Source organism: Marinoscillum furvescens DSM 4134 (assembly GCF_003386095.1).
GTDB lineage: Bacteria > Bacteroidota > Bacteroidia > Cytophagales > Cyclobacteriaceae > Marinoscillum > Marinoscillum furvescens.
On record NZ_QREG01000011.1, the window covers coordinates 150,207 to 166,418 of the forward strand.

The window sequence follows — 16,212 nt, forward strand, 5'->3', positions numbered from 1 at the left end:
CCATATCGTATTTTACGCCATCAGCGCTCCAGCGATAGCTGCTGTCATCATAGTTGCTAATGTGGCCGCAAATAGCGCCCGCATTCCCAACCTGGAAATATCTCCCTGCCGGGAAGGTGCCATCCCTCCTATGCCACCTATCTGAATAGCAATAGAGCTAAAGTTGGCAAACCCACACAAGGCATAAGTGGCAATTACCACAGACTTTTCATTGAGCGCGCCTTCGGCCACAAATTCGGATAATCCCAGATACGCCACAAATTCATTAACCACTACTTTTGTCCAAGTAAACTACCTACCTGCAAAGATTCTTGCCAGTCCACACCTATGACGAATGCAAATACCCTAAATATCTGCCCCAAAATATACTCTAATGAAAACCCATCAAAGCTACCATTTGTGCTCGCTACAATGGCCGAGTTGAGTCCTGTAAGATCACCTACAGCCATCAGTACATAGTTAATAGCTGCTATTAAAGCAATAAACGCCAGGAGCATCGCTCCAATATTCATTGCCAACTTCAGACCTTCTGAGGCGCCTCGTGCCAGCGCATCTACAAGATTGACACCCATCGTATCAGCGGCTACTTTGAGGTCAGTATTGATGTCATCCTTATGCAACTCCGGCAGCATGATTTTAGCCATCACGATAGCCGCTGGTGCATTCATTATCGATGCACTGAGCAAATAAGCTGCGAATTTTTCCTGCTCTACGGGATCTGTCCCACCCAAAAAAGCAACATATCCGGCGAGTACGCCTCCTGCTATAGTAGCCATCCCTCCTGTCATGAGACACATTAGCTCCGATCTGGTCATTTTAGGCACAAACGGCCTTACCAGCAGTGGCGCCTCTGTTTGTCCTAAGAATATATTGCCAGCTGCAGAGAGTGATTCTGCTCCAGATAGCTTCATAGTACGAGCCATCACCCAGGCGATACCCTTTACTATCCACTGCAGCACTCCCAAATAATACAACCCTGAGGTCAATGTAGAAAAGAAGATAACTGTAGGTAGTACCTGTAGGGCAAATATAAATCCCAGGCTTTCGGTGTCTAACAAGTTTCCGAACAAGAAGCGTGCACCATCTCCAGAAAAACCCAACAGCACTACAAACTGCTTACTTACCCAGTTGAACGCCTGTCTTACCAATTCAATCTGTGTAATCAAAACACCAAACACCACTTGCAACGTGATGCCGGTAAGCACAAGACGCCAGTCCACAGACTTTCGCTTGAGTGAAAACAAATAGGCCACGCCTATGAGGAATAGCAAACCAAAGGCAGCCCTTAATACATCCATCAAATTACTTGTTAATTGCGCTTGTTGATCTCATCACGGATCTTGGCCGCTCGCTCATAGTCTTCTTTGGCAAGGGCTTCGTCAAGCATTTTATTTAGTTGATCGGAAGGTAAATCTTCCAGTTTCTTAGCCACTGGCTCAGGCTTGCCAGACCTGGTAGTTTTGGGTTGCGGTTCTGACACATCATCGTCTTCATCCGTCATTACGATTCCCGCTTCGGTCAGAATGCTTTCATTGGTATAGATGTCCACATCAAAACGCAAGCCAATAGCAATTGCATCTGAAGGTCTCGCATCTACATCAAATTCCTCACCGTTAAACTCACACTTAATCTTGGCAAAAAACACCCCTTCTTTCAAATCAGAAATGTATATCTCTTTGATATCATAGCCCATATTAAACGCAAACGACTTAAACAGGTCATGAGTCATGGGCCTGTTTGGAGTGATTTTTTCAATCTCTATAGCGATCGCCTGTGCTTCGAACATCCCTATAATAATGGGAAGTCGACGGTTGGCGCCGACTTCTCCCAATACCAGTGCAAATGATCCAGACTGTGATTGACTCGAAGAGAGTCCTAATATTTCTAATTTGATTTTATCAGCCATTAACCTTGTTGTGCCTTTATTGCTTCAGTTAGTTTTGGTACAATTTCAAATGCATCACCTACTACACCATAATCAGCGGCCTTAAAAAACGGTGCTTCTTCATCCTTATTGATCACTAAAATGCATTTAGATGAGTTCACACCGGCCAGGTGTTGGATTGCGCCAGAAATTCCGACCGCAATGTATAAAGATGGGCTAACTTTTACACCAGTTTGTCCCACGTGTTCGTGATGAGGGCGCCATTCCATATCAGAAACCGGCTTACTACAACCTGTAGCGGCACCGATGGCCTTGGCTAACTCCTCTATCATTCCCCAGTTTTCGGGGCCTTTTAGTCCACGACCTCCTGACACCACCAAATCCGCTTCGGGCAAAAGTATTTCACCAGTAGCTTTTTCTCTATTGGTAACCTGTACTTTAAAATCACCATCGTCTGTAGCCGGGCTAAACGCTTCTACTTCTGCTGTGCCCCCATCTTCTTTGATAGAGATGGCATTTTTCTTTAGCCCAAGAATTTTCTTTTCTGAACTTAACCTGGTGATAGCAAATGCTTTTCCTGTATAGATGCTACACTTCACTTTAAATCCATCACTCGTATCTGGCAATTCAGTGACATTAGTAGCCATTGCCGCATTGGTCTTGATGGCCACTCGAGCTGCCACAGGATCTCCCAGTGAGGACTTAGCCAGCACCAGTAGGTTACTCCCCTCCTTGTTCATCGCTTCGGAGATAGCAGACGCATACGCCATGATGTTAGGAGTAGCTAACTTCTCATCGGTAACGTGCAGTACTTTACTCGCTCCTGCTGCACCAATTTTATCAAGCTCTCCATCAGCCATTTGGCCAAATGAAATCGCAGTTACACTACCTTCCACTTCTGAGGCATAGCTAACTGCCTCAAGGGAAGACTTCTTCGCTTGTCCTTCTTCTAGTTCTACAAATGCTAATGCTGCCATTTTACAATACTTTTGCTTCGTTCTTCAATAGGTTTACCAATTCGTCCAGGTTTTCTGGATCTACAAGCTTCACAGCTTCCTTAGCCGGTGGAAGTTCAAATACCTCCACATCAGCCTGCACTCCATCATCGGTAGGATCTACCACCTGGAGTGGTTTAGATCGTGCAGACATGATTCCCCGCATATTTGGGATTTTCCATTCAGCAATTGGTTCCTGACAGCCAGCAATAAATGGCATATCTAGCTCCATAAACTCCTTACCACCTTCTATTTCACGTTGGATTTTGGCGGTAGAGCCCTCAATATCCAGGACCATTACAGGCGATACTGAAGGCAAGCCCATAAGCTCCCCTACCATACTATGTACCTGCCCTCCGTTAAAGTCTATTGATTCACGCCCCATCAATATGAGGTCATAAGCTCCTTCTTTAGCAACACTAGCGATTTGTTTAGCTACAAAAAAAGCATCGCTTGGAAAGGCATTCACACGGATTGCCTCATCCGCTCCTATCGCCAGTGCTTTTCTTATAGTAGGCTCAGTTTCTGCCTCTCCTACGTTCAGGACCGTGATAGATCCTCCGTGTTGTTCCTTTAGTTCGACCGCTCTTGCGAGCGCATAGTCATCATAGGGGCCAATGATGTACTGCACACCTGTTTTGTCAAACTTCGTATTTCCGTCGGTAAACGAAATCTTTGACGTGGTATCAGGAACATGCGTAATGCAAACGAGTATTTTCATTCTCTTTTCTTGATATTTTAAGGTTAATATTGAGGTTTCGAAGTTAGCAAATATTATCAATAATAAAGATGAACCAGGATCGCATCAATCAACTCAAAAAATTCATCGAGGAGGACCCAAATGACCCTTTTCCAAAATATGCTTTGGCATTAGAACACCTTAAGGATAATAAGACAATTAGCCGTCAATTGTTTGAGGAATTACTCGAAAAACATCCTGATTATTTGGGGACCTACTACCATGCAGCAGCGCTGTTTGCGGAGCTGGATGAATTCGATATTGCTGAGGATATCTACAAACGAGGTATTGATCAGGCGAAAAATCAAAAGGATGCTCATTCTTTGAAAGAATTGCAATCGGCATACCTTAATTTTCAATTTGAGAATTAGTAGGTTTGTACAAAACCACCATCTATGAAAAACTGGCTTACACTTATAGCATTCGCGATAATCGTGATCGCAACATCTTGTATCGGAGAAAAATTCGAGGAAATATCATCTGAGTTGAGTTTTGTCAACATTATTGATGAACAGAAAATCTGGAACACGCCAGTAGTTGAAGTACGCGGCTGGAACAGCCGAACGTCAAGTATTCAATATTATTTGAACGATGAATTGGTAGCTGAATCGACCTCACCCCCATTCTCTAGTGAAATCCGTGTGAGAGACTTTTTAGATGGAAACTATGAACTAAAGGCAATTTCGTTTGTGGATGGAGTCGAGACCGCAACCACCAATTTGAGAGTTCAAATTGAAAACACACTAATTAAAGTTCAATCCAACTCACCTGTAGATGATTTTATGTTTGGGAAGTTCCAGGGTGTATTTGTCACGGATGAATCAAATAATGTCGTATCCTATATGTCAATATCGGCCAATGATGGCAGTCTGATGACAATGTCTCGTCCCGAAGAGTTTAATGATTCCGTTTTCAATGTTCATGAAATTCAATACGGACTAGAAGGAGAATTTTGGATAAATTCATATCAAGATGTCAATTCCAAGGTTTACATCAATTGGCCCAAAAGACATACATTTAGATATAGTGTGACCTCTTATCCTTCAGGTTATGGGCTTATACATGCTGACAGAATATTTACTGGCTCCTTTGGTTCAACAATAACAATATCTGAAAATGAAAAAATTTTGGTTTCCCTTCAAAGTGAAGAGAAAGGATCAGCGTTCTATTTAATTGATAGCTCAGTGATCAATGAAGATATCGAAATCACTGAAAATGATCTCATTTACTCCAAGGTGATGGATCTTCCACTAAATACAAACTATGGATTTTCCGACAACAATATTCGATTAACGTATTCGCATGAATCATCATCCAATTACTTTAGCTACGAGCCCCAGCCCATGTTCCATCAAGAGTTGATAAACAATGGAAGTCATTTAAAATTGGTTACGCCTAATAACATTTCAGACTACCTTTTAAGCAGTGTTCACATACAGTATGAAGACCAAGACAAAGGGTTTACGTATAATTATGAGGGGAGCCCAACCACACCTGCTCTTGACCATTCGGTAAATGATATCAATATGGAGATCAAAAACCATCAAGTGAGTGCATCCATAGATGGTGAGGGAGACTTCCAAGTGATTTCGGTATCTAGTCTAATATCCACCTCCAAGCCTGTTGTGAACTTAAAATCCAGGTATTGGAGGTGTCACTCTCAGATCACAAATAAATCACATAAATTCCCTACGATACCTGCTGAAATCCTCGAATTGTCTCCGTCGATCACCGCGGATAACTTATTCAACCCCAAGTATGAAGATGAAATAACTGTAAATAATTTCGGCCCTTGGGTTCAGGTGTATGACTATGAAGAGTCTAGAAGCTTTCAAGAATATATGAAATTATATTTCGGATCTGAACAGACAAACTTAAACGATGGTTGGAAAAAGGTTTTGACCAAATATTTTACCAATTAATTGTTTCACTTCAGAATATCTAACATTATTGAATTGGCATTACTTTTTTAGCAATAACTCAAAAAGATCTTAAGCTCATTTGGTGTTATTTTCACTTACTTGAATTTATTTTGATTTTTTTACAATAAATCAGTTGATTTTTTGTGTTATTTTCAATATACATAAGTGTTCATTAAATTGTGATTGATTTACATCAACCACAATTTTTCATGGACAACTTCTACATTCAATCACAAGACTCTTTCAGTACTTCCAACATTCTATGGATTTTAATCTCAGCTGCGTTGGTCTTTTTTATGCAGGCAGGATTTAAGGTTTTGGAAACCGGACTGGTAAAAGAAGAACACCGATCAGGAATCGGCATCAAAAACCTTATGGACTGGGTGGCTGGTAGTCTTGCCTTTTTTATCATCGGATTTGGAATTATGTTTGGTGAGTCTGCCGGTGGATTCTTTGGTGCCAGTTTCTTTGCCGGATTCGGACTTGACGAAGGCTACCCGTTGGTTTTCTTTATTTTCCAGCTAGCATTTGCAGGTACAGCACTCACTATAGTTTCCGGAGCTATGTCCGGGCGAACTGCACTTGGCCCCTACTTCATTGCTTCACTTTTCACGGCAGTGATTGTATACCCTGTTTTCGGGCATTGGGCTTGGGGCAACCTGTTAATAGAAACGAATGAGCCCTGGCTAGCAAAACTCGGGTTTATGGATTTTGCAGGCTCTACCGTGGTGCACTCCGTGGGTGCATGGGTAGGTATTGTTGGTATTTGGATGGTAGGGCCTAGACTGGGGAGGTTTACAGCCAAAGGGGTCATTCAGCCTGTAAAGGCATCTGACTATGCCTACAGTGTTCTTGGCCTGATGATCTTGTGGCTAGGCTGGTGGGGATTCAATGGCGGTAGTGTATTAGCTTTTGACCAAAGTGTCCCTTTGATCATTCTCAATACTAACCTGGCAGCGGCCGGAGCCTGTTTCAGTGCTTATCTACATGCGAAGTTCGTACAGAAGAACAAAGACCTGATTGAAAAAGTAATCGGTGGGTCACTCACCGGACTGGTAGCTATCACAGCTTGCTGTAATGTAGTATCTCCTATAAGCAGTATCGTTATCGGTTTGCTCGCAGGTGTGCTGCACAATTACTCATATATTCTCATCAGTGAGAAATGGAAATTAGATGACCCGGTTGGGGCTATACCAGTACATGGGTTTGGTGGTATTTTCGGCACACTATGCGTTGCGCTTTTTGGAAATGAAGAAATGCTTGTGCATTCCAGATGGGTACAACTAGGCGTCCAAACCTTAGGTATTTTTGTCTGCATGGTTTTCACAGTAGGTATATCCTATTTCATTTTTGTTTTGGTCAAATCCACAATCGGCTTGAGGTTGTCTCCCGAAGCAGAGAAATCGGGAGCAGTTTTTGAAACCGCCACAGCAGAAAATGAAGGCGATAACTCACCTGAAGAGGAAGTTAGCCAGGTATCAGTGAGGGTCGGCGATCGCTCTTACAACTTATTTAAAGTAGAAGAATACCTCAATCTACCACGTGAGACACGATTAGACCTGATCAAAAAAGACAGTGTACAATACCTCGATGATAATGGAAACGTACTACCTACGGCCAGTGCCATCAGGTATTTGGCGGGTGTAATAGAACAGCAGCGAGATGAGGTAAACGCACAAAATAGCTTGATCGAACTATCGATATTGCAAGAAAACATGGAGGTGATAGGAAACTTACAGGATGTTTTGCTCGGCGAAGAGCATAACATCGTTTCTGTTTTTCCAGACTCCTTCGTGATGATGCGGGCCAAAGAAAGTGTAGCAAGAGACTTTTACTGGCACGGAAAAGAAAAAGGCTATAACATTATCATCGCTGCTTCAGCCCTGGATCCTACCATTTCTAGCGCCTTTGTTTCTGCTATGGCCATTTCTCAACTCAATGAAATCGTGGGCATGAAAAAGATTTTGCCCCCAGAAAAAATACTAGCCTTGCTAGACGCCAAATTTCATCTGGCCCTCAAACACTCCAAAGCCACCGACCATGGTAAAATAGGTGTGGAAATGGGCGTACTACTGGTGGACACAAACCGCAGGAAAGCCTACTACACTGGTAGTGGACAGGGTGTTAAACTGTTTGTGAAAAAGCTGGATGAAAACCTGGAAGAATACAAAAACATAGACATTCCTCTCGGAGATCCGTCCATACCGGTAAAAGAGTTTGAACGAGTCAAAATAGACTTCAACAAAGGAGATTCTTTCTACCTGGCGACCTCAGGATTGGCAAATCAACTAAACCCTAACGGAAAACGATTTGCAAACACCAAACTCAGAGTGCTATTGGAAAAGAATGGTGGAAAATCCATGCTGGAACAAAAGCTGACCTATGAAAACGCTTTAGAAGACTGGAAAGGTGAAGAAAGCCAAAGTGAAGACGTTCTACTAATTGGTATCAAACCATAACTATTTTGAAAACTAAAAGGCGGGACTTTCCCGCCTTTTAGATTAACTGCCATTCGGTTTCAGCTCTCCAAAGAGCTAAAACCTGATGTTCAACCGCTCAACGTTGAACATTACAAATAAGCTTATAAATACCTACAATTTCTATACCGCTTATTGGGTATTTTGAACCCGTATTAACCACAATTCCTTACCATTTCAACATAAGCATTCTTTTTTTTAGGTTCATGTATTGTTGAGCCAAGTTTTGGCACGATGTATGTTTGTACATCGGTTTTTCTTACCTGCGTCTTTATTTTTTGAAACAATCGGCAAAAAACGGAGTATAGAAAGACATCTACTATGAACAAGACTGGCAAAAAAATCCTCTACACACTCATTGCAGTGGTGGTAGTGGGGATCATTATTTATCCCAAGCTACCAAAGAATGATAACGAGTCACCTACAAACCAATCGACTCCAAAGAGCAAACTCACGGTGGATGCCGTGCAGGTAACAAAAGAACAACTTGACCATCAGGTGAAAATTACGGGCACTCTAGTCCCTGATGAATCTGTAATACTGAGCGCAGAAGTTTCAGGCAAAATTGAATCCATATATTTTACTGAAGGTCAGAAAGTCAAAAAAGGTGACTTACTGTTAAAACTAAATGACCAGGAAGTACGAGCACAACTTGAAAAGCTCCGCTATTCATTGAAACTCAATGAAGACATGGAAAGAAGGCAGCAGGCACTTCTTAAAAAAGAAGCGATCAGTCAAGAGGAATACGAAACTTCTCTTACCACACTCAACACTTCACGCTCAGAAATAAAAGTACTCGAAGCTCAGCTTGCTAAACATCATATTTATGCTCCATTCAATGGACATGTGGGTCTGAGAGATGTATCTTCCGGCACTTACCTCACCCCTGGCACTCGGGTAGCAGAGCTTTACAAAACTGACCCTATCAAAATTGATTTTTCTGTACCAAGTAAGTACATCAGCCTGGTAAACATTGGAGACAAAATCTCCTTTACGGTGGACGCGTATGACGAACCCTTCAAAGGAGAGATCTATGCCATAGAGCCACAAATAGATATGGAAACCCGTAGCATTCGTGTACGGGCAAAAGCACCTAATGGCGGTGGCAAATTGTATCCGGGGCAGTTTGCGCGAATAGAACTTACACTCGAAACCATAGAGAATGCTTTGATGATTCCTACGCAAGCTGTGATACCAGAGCTTAACGGTAAAAAGATTTTTATTTATAAAAACGGCAAGGTAGAAAGTAGGTCTGTCAAAACCGGAATACGCAGAAATGACAACATACAGGTCACTGATGGGCTAAAATCAGGGGAAACCGTAATCACCACAGGTATTTTGCAAATTCAGCCCGGAGCAGAAGTCAACGTAAACCTGAAGTAACTTATCATGGCGAGTTTATCCAACATAAGTATTGATCGACCGGTTTTGGCGATAGTGATGTCTATCATCATTATGCTTTTTGGAGTTATAGGCTTCAATTATCTCGGTGTAAGAGAGTATCCCAGTGTAGACCCTCCGGTAATCACCGTTTCTACGAGCTATACTGGCGCTAGTGCAGACGTGATCGAGACTCAAATTACAGAACCACTAGAGGAGTCCATTAATGGAATTGATGGTATAAAAACCCTTTCCTCCATTAGTGCCGATGGTCGCAGCACCATCACCGTGGAATTCAACCTGGAAATGGACCTGGAAGCCGCAGCCAATGATGTGCGTGACAAGGTTTCTCGCGCTTTAAGGAACTTACCTCCGGATGCGGACCCTCCTATTGTCACCAAAGCAGATGCAGATTCTAATCCCATCATTGCTCTCCGCATTTTTAGCGAAAAGCGCAACCTGCTGGAATTAAGCGAAATTGCTGATGACTTGTTTAAGGAAACGTTTCAAACCATTCCAGGCGTTAGTGAAGTTAGAATTTGGGGTGAAAAAAAATACTCTATTCGGCTGTGGATGGATCCCGACAAGCTAGCAGCATTTAGCCTCACTCCTTTGGACGTACTCACGGCTGTAGAGCAACAAAACATCGAGCTACCCTCTGGACGAATCGAAGGAAACACCACAGAACTTACAGTTCGAACATTCGGCAGGCTAAGTTCCCCGGAAGAGTTTAATGATTTGATTATTCGAGAGTCTGCCAATGACATTATCCGGTTTAGAGACATAGGTCATGCGGAGTTTTACCCAGAAAACGAACGTACGGCACTGCGCAACAATGGGATACCACTAGTGCTCAACGCCATAGTGCCACAGCCAGGATCGAATAACCTGGAGATAGCTGAAGAATTCTATAAACGCCTCGAAACCCTGCGTAAGAACCTCCCAGAGGACATTTCAACAGAAATCGCCTTTGATAACACCGAATACATCAAAGAATCGATCACCGAAGTACAGCAGACAATTTTTGTTGCATTTGGCCTGGTCGTACTCATCATTTTCTTTTTTCTAAGGGATTGGCGAACCACCTTTATACCCGTTATTACCGTTCCAATTGCCCTCATCGGTTCATTCTTTGCGATGTACCTACTGGGCTTCTCTATCAATGTGCTCACCCTGTTGGGAATTGTATTGGCTATAGGACTGGTAGTAGATGATGCCATTGTTGTTTTGGAAAACATCTATTCCAAAATTGAAAATGGCATGGAGCCGAATGAAGCGGGCAAAAAAGGAACCCATGAGATATTTTTTGCTGTGATTTCCACCACAGTGGCACTTACGTCTGTATTCTTTCCAATTGTTTTCCTTCAGGGCCTTACAGGTAGGCTGTTTCGTGAATTCGGAATAACCGTTGCAGTAGCGGTAGTTATTTCATCATTTGTAGCGCTTACACTGACGCCTATGCTATCTAGCAAAATGCTAAAACGCCGGGAAAAGAAACAGCGGATTTATGAAAAAACTGAACCATTTTTCGTGTGGCTCAATGAAAAATACAATCGAGCATTGGACAGCTTCATGGCCAATCGGTGGGTTTCGGGAATTATCATTGTCGTGGCCAGTGGACTGATTTACCTCTTTATGCAAGTTTTGCCTACCGAGCTCTCTCCTCTAGAAGACCGTGGACAATTTAGGATCTTTGCCACGGGGCCAGAAGGGGCCACCTTCGATTATATGGATGACTATGCTACGGAAATGACCCAAATGCTGCAGGACAATGTACCTGAAGCCAAAAGCATCATCACCATTACATCCCCTGGTTTTTCATCTTCTGCAGCCACCAACGCCGCCTTTATTATTGTAAAACTTACTGATGCGGCAGACAGGGAGCGCTCCCAACATGAAATAGTACAAAGCATACAACCAAAAGTAGCTGCCAACACAAAAGCCAGAGCATTTGTATCTGAGCCCGAATCGATCGGCAGAAGCTTTGGTGGCATGCCTGTAAGCTTTGTGATTCAGGCAAGAAACCTCGAACAACTTAAAGAAGTGTTACCTGGTTTTCTGGAAAAAGCAAACGGCAATGAGGCATTTAGCTTTGTAGATCTCAACCTGAAGTTTAACAAACCTGAATTGGGCGTCAGAATTGATCGTGAGAAGGCTCAAAGCATGGGTGTTTCGGTACGCGACATTGCGCAAACTCTACAGCTAAGTCTCAGTGGCACACGGTTTGGCTATTTCATTATGAATGGCAAACAATACTATGTCATCGGGCAGCTGGCACGCGAAGACCGTGACGAGCCTCTTGACCTCAAATCGATTTATGTAAAATCGAAAAGTGGAGATCTAGTACAGCTAGACAACCTACTCTCTCTGGAAGAACGCTCCACTCCTCCCCAGTTGTTTCATTACAATAGATTCACGTCCGCTACGGTCTCGGCACGTCTGGCTGAAGGTGTTTCCCTGGGGCAAGGCCTGGAACAAATGAACCTTATCGCTGATGAAGTATTGGATGATCGTTTTCAAACAGCACTATCCGGTACCTCACTTGAGTTTCAACAAAGCTCCAGCAACTTGTATTTTGCCTTTGCATTGGCACTAATACTCATCTACCTCGTACTGGCAGCGCAATTTGAAAGTTTCAGAGACCCACTCATTATCATGTTTACAGTGCCTCTGGCGCTGAGTGGTGCCTTACTTACGCTTTGGTATTTCAATGAAACACTCAACATATTTTCACAGATTGGAATGATCATGCTGATCGGTCTGGTGACCAAAAACGGTATATTGATTGTAGAGTTTGCCAACCAACGCAAGGCTCAGGACCTGAGTGTGATGGAAGCCATAAAAGGGGCGGCAAAAATGCGTTTTAGACCTATTTTGATGACCAGCTTGTCAACGATTCTCGGCATTCTACCTATCGCATTGGCTTTGGGTGCCGGAGCCGAAAGCCGCGTATCTATGGGGATTTCTGTTATTGGAGGAATGGTCATCGCTACATTCCTGAGTCTTTTTGTAATACCTGCGATTTATACTTTTTTAACGAGCAAAGAAAAACGTTTAGCACGCGTATGATCAAGACACTAACCATACTGACAGCACTGGCCTATCCACAGCCAGACAGCACATTCACTCTGCAAGATGCTTTGGCCACTGCTTTGGAAAACAATTACCAAATCAGACTTGAACGCAAGAACCTGGAGGTTGCAAAGAACAATAATTCCGCAGGAAATGCAGGCATGCTGCCCACTGTTGCACTAAGCGGAGGTGCCAATCAAAGCATTAGAAATACTGAACAAACGCTTGAGTTTGGTGATGGCCCTGTAACTCAGAGTAGAGATGGCGCCAAAAGCACTAGCTATAGTGCTGGTATAGATATGGAGTGGACACTTTTTGATGGCATGAAAATGTTTACCACCAAAGACAAGTTAGGTGCCTTAGAGAGCACCAACAAACTTGCACTGAAATCACGAATTGAGACCACCCTCGCAGACGTCATTAAAGCTTATTTTTCCACTTCGCTAGAGGAAGAACGACTCGAACTCATGAAGAGCTCGCTCAAAGTATCCGAAGAACGTGTAAAGATTAGCAAGCAAAAGTATGATGTAGGTAAGGCTAGTAAAATGGAGTATCTGCAGGCGCAAGTGGACCTCAATACTGACAAATCTGCCCTTGTAAAACAACAAGAAATGATTATCGCTCAAAAATTGCAGCTTTGGCAAATGCTGGGAACGGTAGCCCCAGACTCTTCTGTAAACCTTGAGTACAACTACACTCCAAACGCTTCTTTGAGTCTCGAATCTCTCCAGGAGAATTCGCTAAACCTCAATCCAAACCTTCAATTCCTTAAAAGTCAATCCCACACAAACTATTTGGCAGTAAAGGAATTTAGGCAAGATGTTTGGCCAAAGCTGGTATTTAATCTTGGGTACAACTATTCCAACCAACAAAACGAAGTGGGTGTTTTGCGCGGCAACCAGGCTACAGGTCTATCCTATGGACTTTCTGCTAATATGACCGTCTTTGATGGATGGAATCAACGAAGACAAATTCAAAATGCAAGAGTAAATCTGGAGCGATCTGAGATCACCTATCACGAAGCTGAGACTCAGATCATTTCCTCATTGCGAACAGCCTACCTCACCTTCCAAAATGCCCTGCAACTCATCACCCTTGAAGAACAGAATCTGGAAGTGGCAAGGGAAAACGAAAGTATAGCACTGGAGAGGTATCGAGTAGGAAAATCGAATGCCCTGGAAATTCGTGAGGCACAGCGAAACGCAATCAGCGCTGAAGTGAGATACCTGGAAGCAATCCACACCGCTAACATGGCTGAGGTGGAACTTATGAGGCTTAGCGGACAACTACTGGACTAATCAAACCTTTTCTCCAGATGCTCCACAATGATGCGTGTAATGTATTCATTGAGCTTAAGTCCTACCCTTTCAGCTGCTGCAGAAAGTACTTTGAGCTGATCCGGAGTGAGTTGTATTTTCATTGAGCATTAATTGTAGCCTAAAAAGTCGTTTTGGAAGGTACTTAAACAACGTTTTTCACGAGTGCATTGTTGTAAAGTAAAGATTTCTTAAAATAATTTTCACAACCCTTTGGTAATGCAAAAGTCTTTCCTACTTTTGCAGTCCACAACGCAGCAAGGCGCTCTGAAAACGATCAGAAAACAGCTTGAAAGTTATGAAATCAAGTAATCTTGTTGCAAGTTTGCGGAACAAATCACATCGCGGGATGGAGCAGTTGGTAGCTCGTCGGGCTCATAACCCGAAGGTCGCAGGTTCGAGTCCTGCTCCCGCTACTATAAAAAAGGTCAGCATTTCTGCTGACCTTTTTTTATGCAATCTGAGCTGTTTATTTATAAAACTGCTTATACCATTCTACAAACTCCCCAACGCCAGTTTTGATATCTGTTTTAGGCTCGTACCCGATCACTTCACGAAGTTGGCTGATATCTGCATAGGTACTCACCACATCACCGTCCTGCATCGGCATAAAGTTCATTTGAACTTCTTTGCCTAAAGCCTGCCCCAGCACCTCTATAAACTCCATAAGTTGTACCGGGCTACTATTTCCTATGTTAAAGATGCGGTATGGAAGTCCATTTTCATTTTCATCTGGAACTGCCTCCACTACTCCACAGACTCCATTTACGATATCATCTACGTAAGTAAAATCTCGAGACATTTTACCATTATTGTAAACATTGATCGGGTCTCCATTCATAATGGCTTTGGCAAACAACATAGGAGCCATATCTGGTCTACCCCATGGACCGTACACAGTAAAAAACCTAAGACCTGTAGTGGGTATTTTAAACAAATGACTGTACGTATGAGCCATCAGTTCATTGCTCTTTTTGGTAGCTGCGTATAAGCTCGCAGGCTGATCCACCTTATGATCAACAGAAAATGGCTGCTCTTTATTTAACCCATACACACTCGAACTACTAGCATAGGCGAGGTGCTCCACCGGATACGTCCTACAAGCCTCTAGTATATGGTTAAACCCTACTACATTCGATTGGATATAAGCATTAGGGTTATCTATACTATACCTCACTCCTGCTTGCGCGGCAAGATGGATCACGTAATCAAACCCAGCAGATTGAAATAGCTCGGTTAGGGACTTTTCATCAGCCAGATCCATCCGAATAAAATCGAAGCGGTTATTTAACTTGCTGCCGGTTTTTTTGCCGTAACGAATAAAATCCGGATGAATCCCCAATGCTTTTAGTCGCTCAAACTTTAAAGTCATCGGGTAATAATCATTGATATTATCCAGCCCTACAATTTGATAATCAGTAGACGCAATTAGTTTGGATACCGTATGAAAGCCAATAAAACCAGCAGCTCCTGTGACTAATACTTTTTTACTCATGCTTACTATTTTTTCACTTGAAATTTAATGACCACCAATCTTTCTCGAAATACCTGTAAAGCGTGTTGTTGTTGGTATTGTCTGAATTGACAGTTTTCGATAGACTGACTTTTGTAGACTGACGAAGGGACACAAACCTCCCAAAACGAAATGGAGCTGGCACCACATATACTGGAGACTTGTTCCATGCAAGGTTTCCACTAAGCCAAATATCGTCTACAAAAAATGCTTCCTTTGGTGCATTGGCAAAATCGTATACACGCTGGTCAAACAGCTTGGGTTTCACTGCAAAACTCGCCGCCCCTTGCAGACAATCTACTCGCTGTGGCTCGGCGATCGATGTATCTCTTCTGTAAACCCTCACAATAGCCCCATAAATCTGCACCTTATTGCCATGATCAAACCCTTTTGGTACTGTCCACCCAGACAAGGTCATTGCTGAATCAGGCAGGTTTTGTGAGTGTTTTACGTAGTTTTCGACCATTCCTTTAGGATATATCTGATCATCATCCAGGACTATGATCAGCTTATCTGGATCATCCTTATACAAGTCCATTGTTGGCAGTATTTTGGTCGCTGGCCCCAGGTCTTCCTCTATCCAATTGATGTGAATGAGCGGATGGTTTTTTACGTAATCAGGTATTTCATAATTCGTCTTATCTCGTTTGAAGTATCTGGGTAAGTTGATTACGATTTTCTCAGGTAGAAGTGACTGATCCGTAATAGAGTTTAGAGTAGGCTCAAAGTGTTTGAATCTGGCAGGCAGTACAGATAATGATATTACTGCATTAGACTTTTTCCGGCCCTTGCTCCTCTCGATCCATTTCTCCGGGGCTGTATGCCTCATCTGAAAGAGCCTTATTACTTCATTTATAATTCGCACGTTCTCAAAATTTTCAATTATTTAGAGGCAAAAATAGTTTTTCTTATC

The 16,212-nt window shown here is 42.8% G+C and carries 12 protein-coding genes, 1 tRNA gene and 1 pseudogene; 7 read left to right on the forward strand and 7 right to left on the reverse strand.

All coding sequences use genetic code 11. From position 1 onward, the window contains the following. Nucleotides 1-12: 12 nt before the first annotated feature. From C7460_RS12815 to C7460_RS12830, 4 genes and pseudogenes are all read right to left on the reverse strand, one after another. A pseudogene (locus C7460_RS12815) lies at nucleotides 13-1,298 on the reverse strand (NupC/NupG family nucleoside CNT transporter). Between the two features lie 11 nt (nucleotides 1,299-1,309). Next, nucleotides 1,310-1,906 (reverse strand): bifunctional nuclease family protein, encoded by a 597-nt coding sequence (locus C7460_RS12820; RefSeq protein ID WP_115868508.1) that lies wholly within the window; start codon nucleotides 1,904-1,906, stop codon nucleotides 1,310-1,312. Further along, complete coding sequence (locus C7460_RS12825; RefSeq protein WP_115868509.1) at nucleotides 1,906-2,862, reverse strand: electron transfer flavoprotein subunit alpha/FixB family protein; 957 nt, start codon at nucleotides 2,860-2,862, stop codon at nucleotides 1,906-1,908. The genes C7460_RS12820 and C7460_RS12825 overlap by 1 nt, the downstream gene beginning before the upstream one ends. A 1-nt stretch (nucleotide 2,863) precedes the next feature. Continuing rightward, a complete protein-coding gene (locus tag C7460_RS12830; RefSeq protein WP_115868510.1) occupies nucleotides 2,864-3,601 on the reverse strand; it encodes an electron transfer flavoprotein subunit beta/FixA family protein in 738 nt (245 codons plus the stop codon). A 68-nt stretch (nucleotides 3,602-3,669) separates the two neighbouring features. Here C7460_RS12830 and C7460_RS12835 point away from each other — a divergent pair, with 68 nt between their 5' ends. The 6 genes from C7460_RS12835 to C7460_RS12860 all read left to right on the forward strand — a co-directional run bounded on the left by C7460_RS12835 (nucleotide 3,670) and on the right by C7460_RS12860 (nucleotide 13,768). Then, nucleotides 3,670-3,990 carry a tetratricopeptide repeat protein gene (locus C7460_RS12835; RefSeq protein ID WP_115868511.1) on the forward strand — a complete coding sequence of 107 codons (321 nt, stop codon included), beginning with the start codon at nucleotides 3,670-3,672 and terminating at the stop codon, nucleotides 3,988-3,990. Between the two features lie 24 nt (nucleotides 3,991-4,014). After that, a complete protein-coding gene (locus C7460_RS12840) occupies nucleotides 4,015-5,541 on the forward strand; it encodes a hypothetical protein (protein ID WP_115868512.1) in 1,527 nt (508 codons plus the stop codon). A 209-nt stretch (nucleotides 5,542-5,750) separates the two neighbouring features. Further along, the gene (locus C7460_RS12845) at nucleotides 5,751-8,000 is read left to right on the forward strand and encodes an ammonium transporter (protein WP_115868513.1); all 2,250 of its coding nucleotides are present in this window, start codon (nucleotides 5,751-5,753) and stop codon (nucleotides 7,998-8,000) included. A 339-nt stretch (nucleotides 8,001-8,339) separates the two neighbouring features. Further along, nucleotides 8,340-9,401 carry an efflux RND transporter periplasmic adaptor subunit gene (locus tag C7460_RS12850; protein WP_115868514.1) on the forward strand — a complete coding sequence of 354 codons (1,062 nt, stop codon included), beginning with the start codon at nucleotides 8,340-8,342 and terminating at the stop codon, nucleotides 9,399-9,401. A 6-nt stretch (nucleotides 9,402-9,407) separates the two neighbouring features. After that, nucleotides 9,408-12,467 (forward strand): efflux RND transporter permease subunit, encoded by a 3,060-nt coding sequence (locus tag C7460_RS12855; protein ID WP_115868515.1) that lies wholly within the window; start codon nucleotides 9,408-9,410, stop codon nucleotides 12,465-12,467. Next, a complete protein-coding gene (locus tag C7460_RS12860) occupies nucleotides 12,464-13,768 on the forward strand; it encodes a TolC family protein (RefSeq protein ID WP_115868516.1) in 1,305 nt (434 codons plus the stop codon). The genes C7460_RS12855 and C7460_RS12860 overlap by 4 nt, the downstream gene beginning before the upstream one ends. On the opposite strand, the gene C7460_RS24380 is transcribed toward C7460_RS12860, so the two are convergent. Then, complete coding sequence (locus C7460_RS24380; protein WP_262511852.1) at nucleotides 13,765-13,890, reverse strand: hypothetical protein; 126 nt, start codon at nucleotides 13,888-13,890, stop codon at nucleotides 13,765-13,767. The two genes, C7460_RS12860 and C7460_RS24380, sit on opposite strands and share 4 nt — an antisense overlap. A 239-nt stretch (nucleotides 13,891-14,129) precedes the next feature. Here C7460_RS24380 and C7460_RS12865 point away from each other — a divergent pair. Beyond that, nucleotides 14,130-14,202, forward strand: a tRNA-Met gene (locus C7460_RS12865). A gap of 53 nt (nucleotides 14,203-14,255) precedes the next feature. Here the strand turns inward: C7460_RS12865 and C7460_RS12870 are convergent. Together C7460_RS12870 and C7460_RS12875 are read right to left on the reverse strand one after the other, a co-directional pair. After that, the gene (locus C7460_RS12870) at nucleotides 14,256-15,281 is read right to left on the reverse strand and encodes an NAD-dependent epimerase/dehydratase family protein (RefSeq protein WP_115868517.1); all 1,026 of its coding nucleotides are present in this window, start codon (nucleotides 15,279-15,281) and stop codon (nucleotides 14,256-14,258) included. Nucleotides 15,282-15,294: 13 nt separating this feature from the next. Then, nucleotides 15,295-16,164 (reverse strand): glycosyltransferase family A protein, encoded by an 870-nt coding sequence (locus tag C7460_RS12875; RefSeq protein ID WP_147302946.1) that lies wholly within the window; start codon nucleotides 16,162-16,164, stop codon nucleotides 15,295-15,297. Nucleotides 16,165-16,212: the final 48 nt, after the last annotated feature.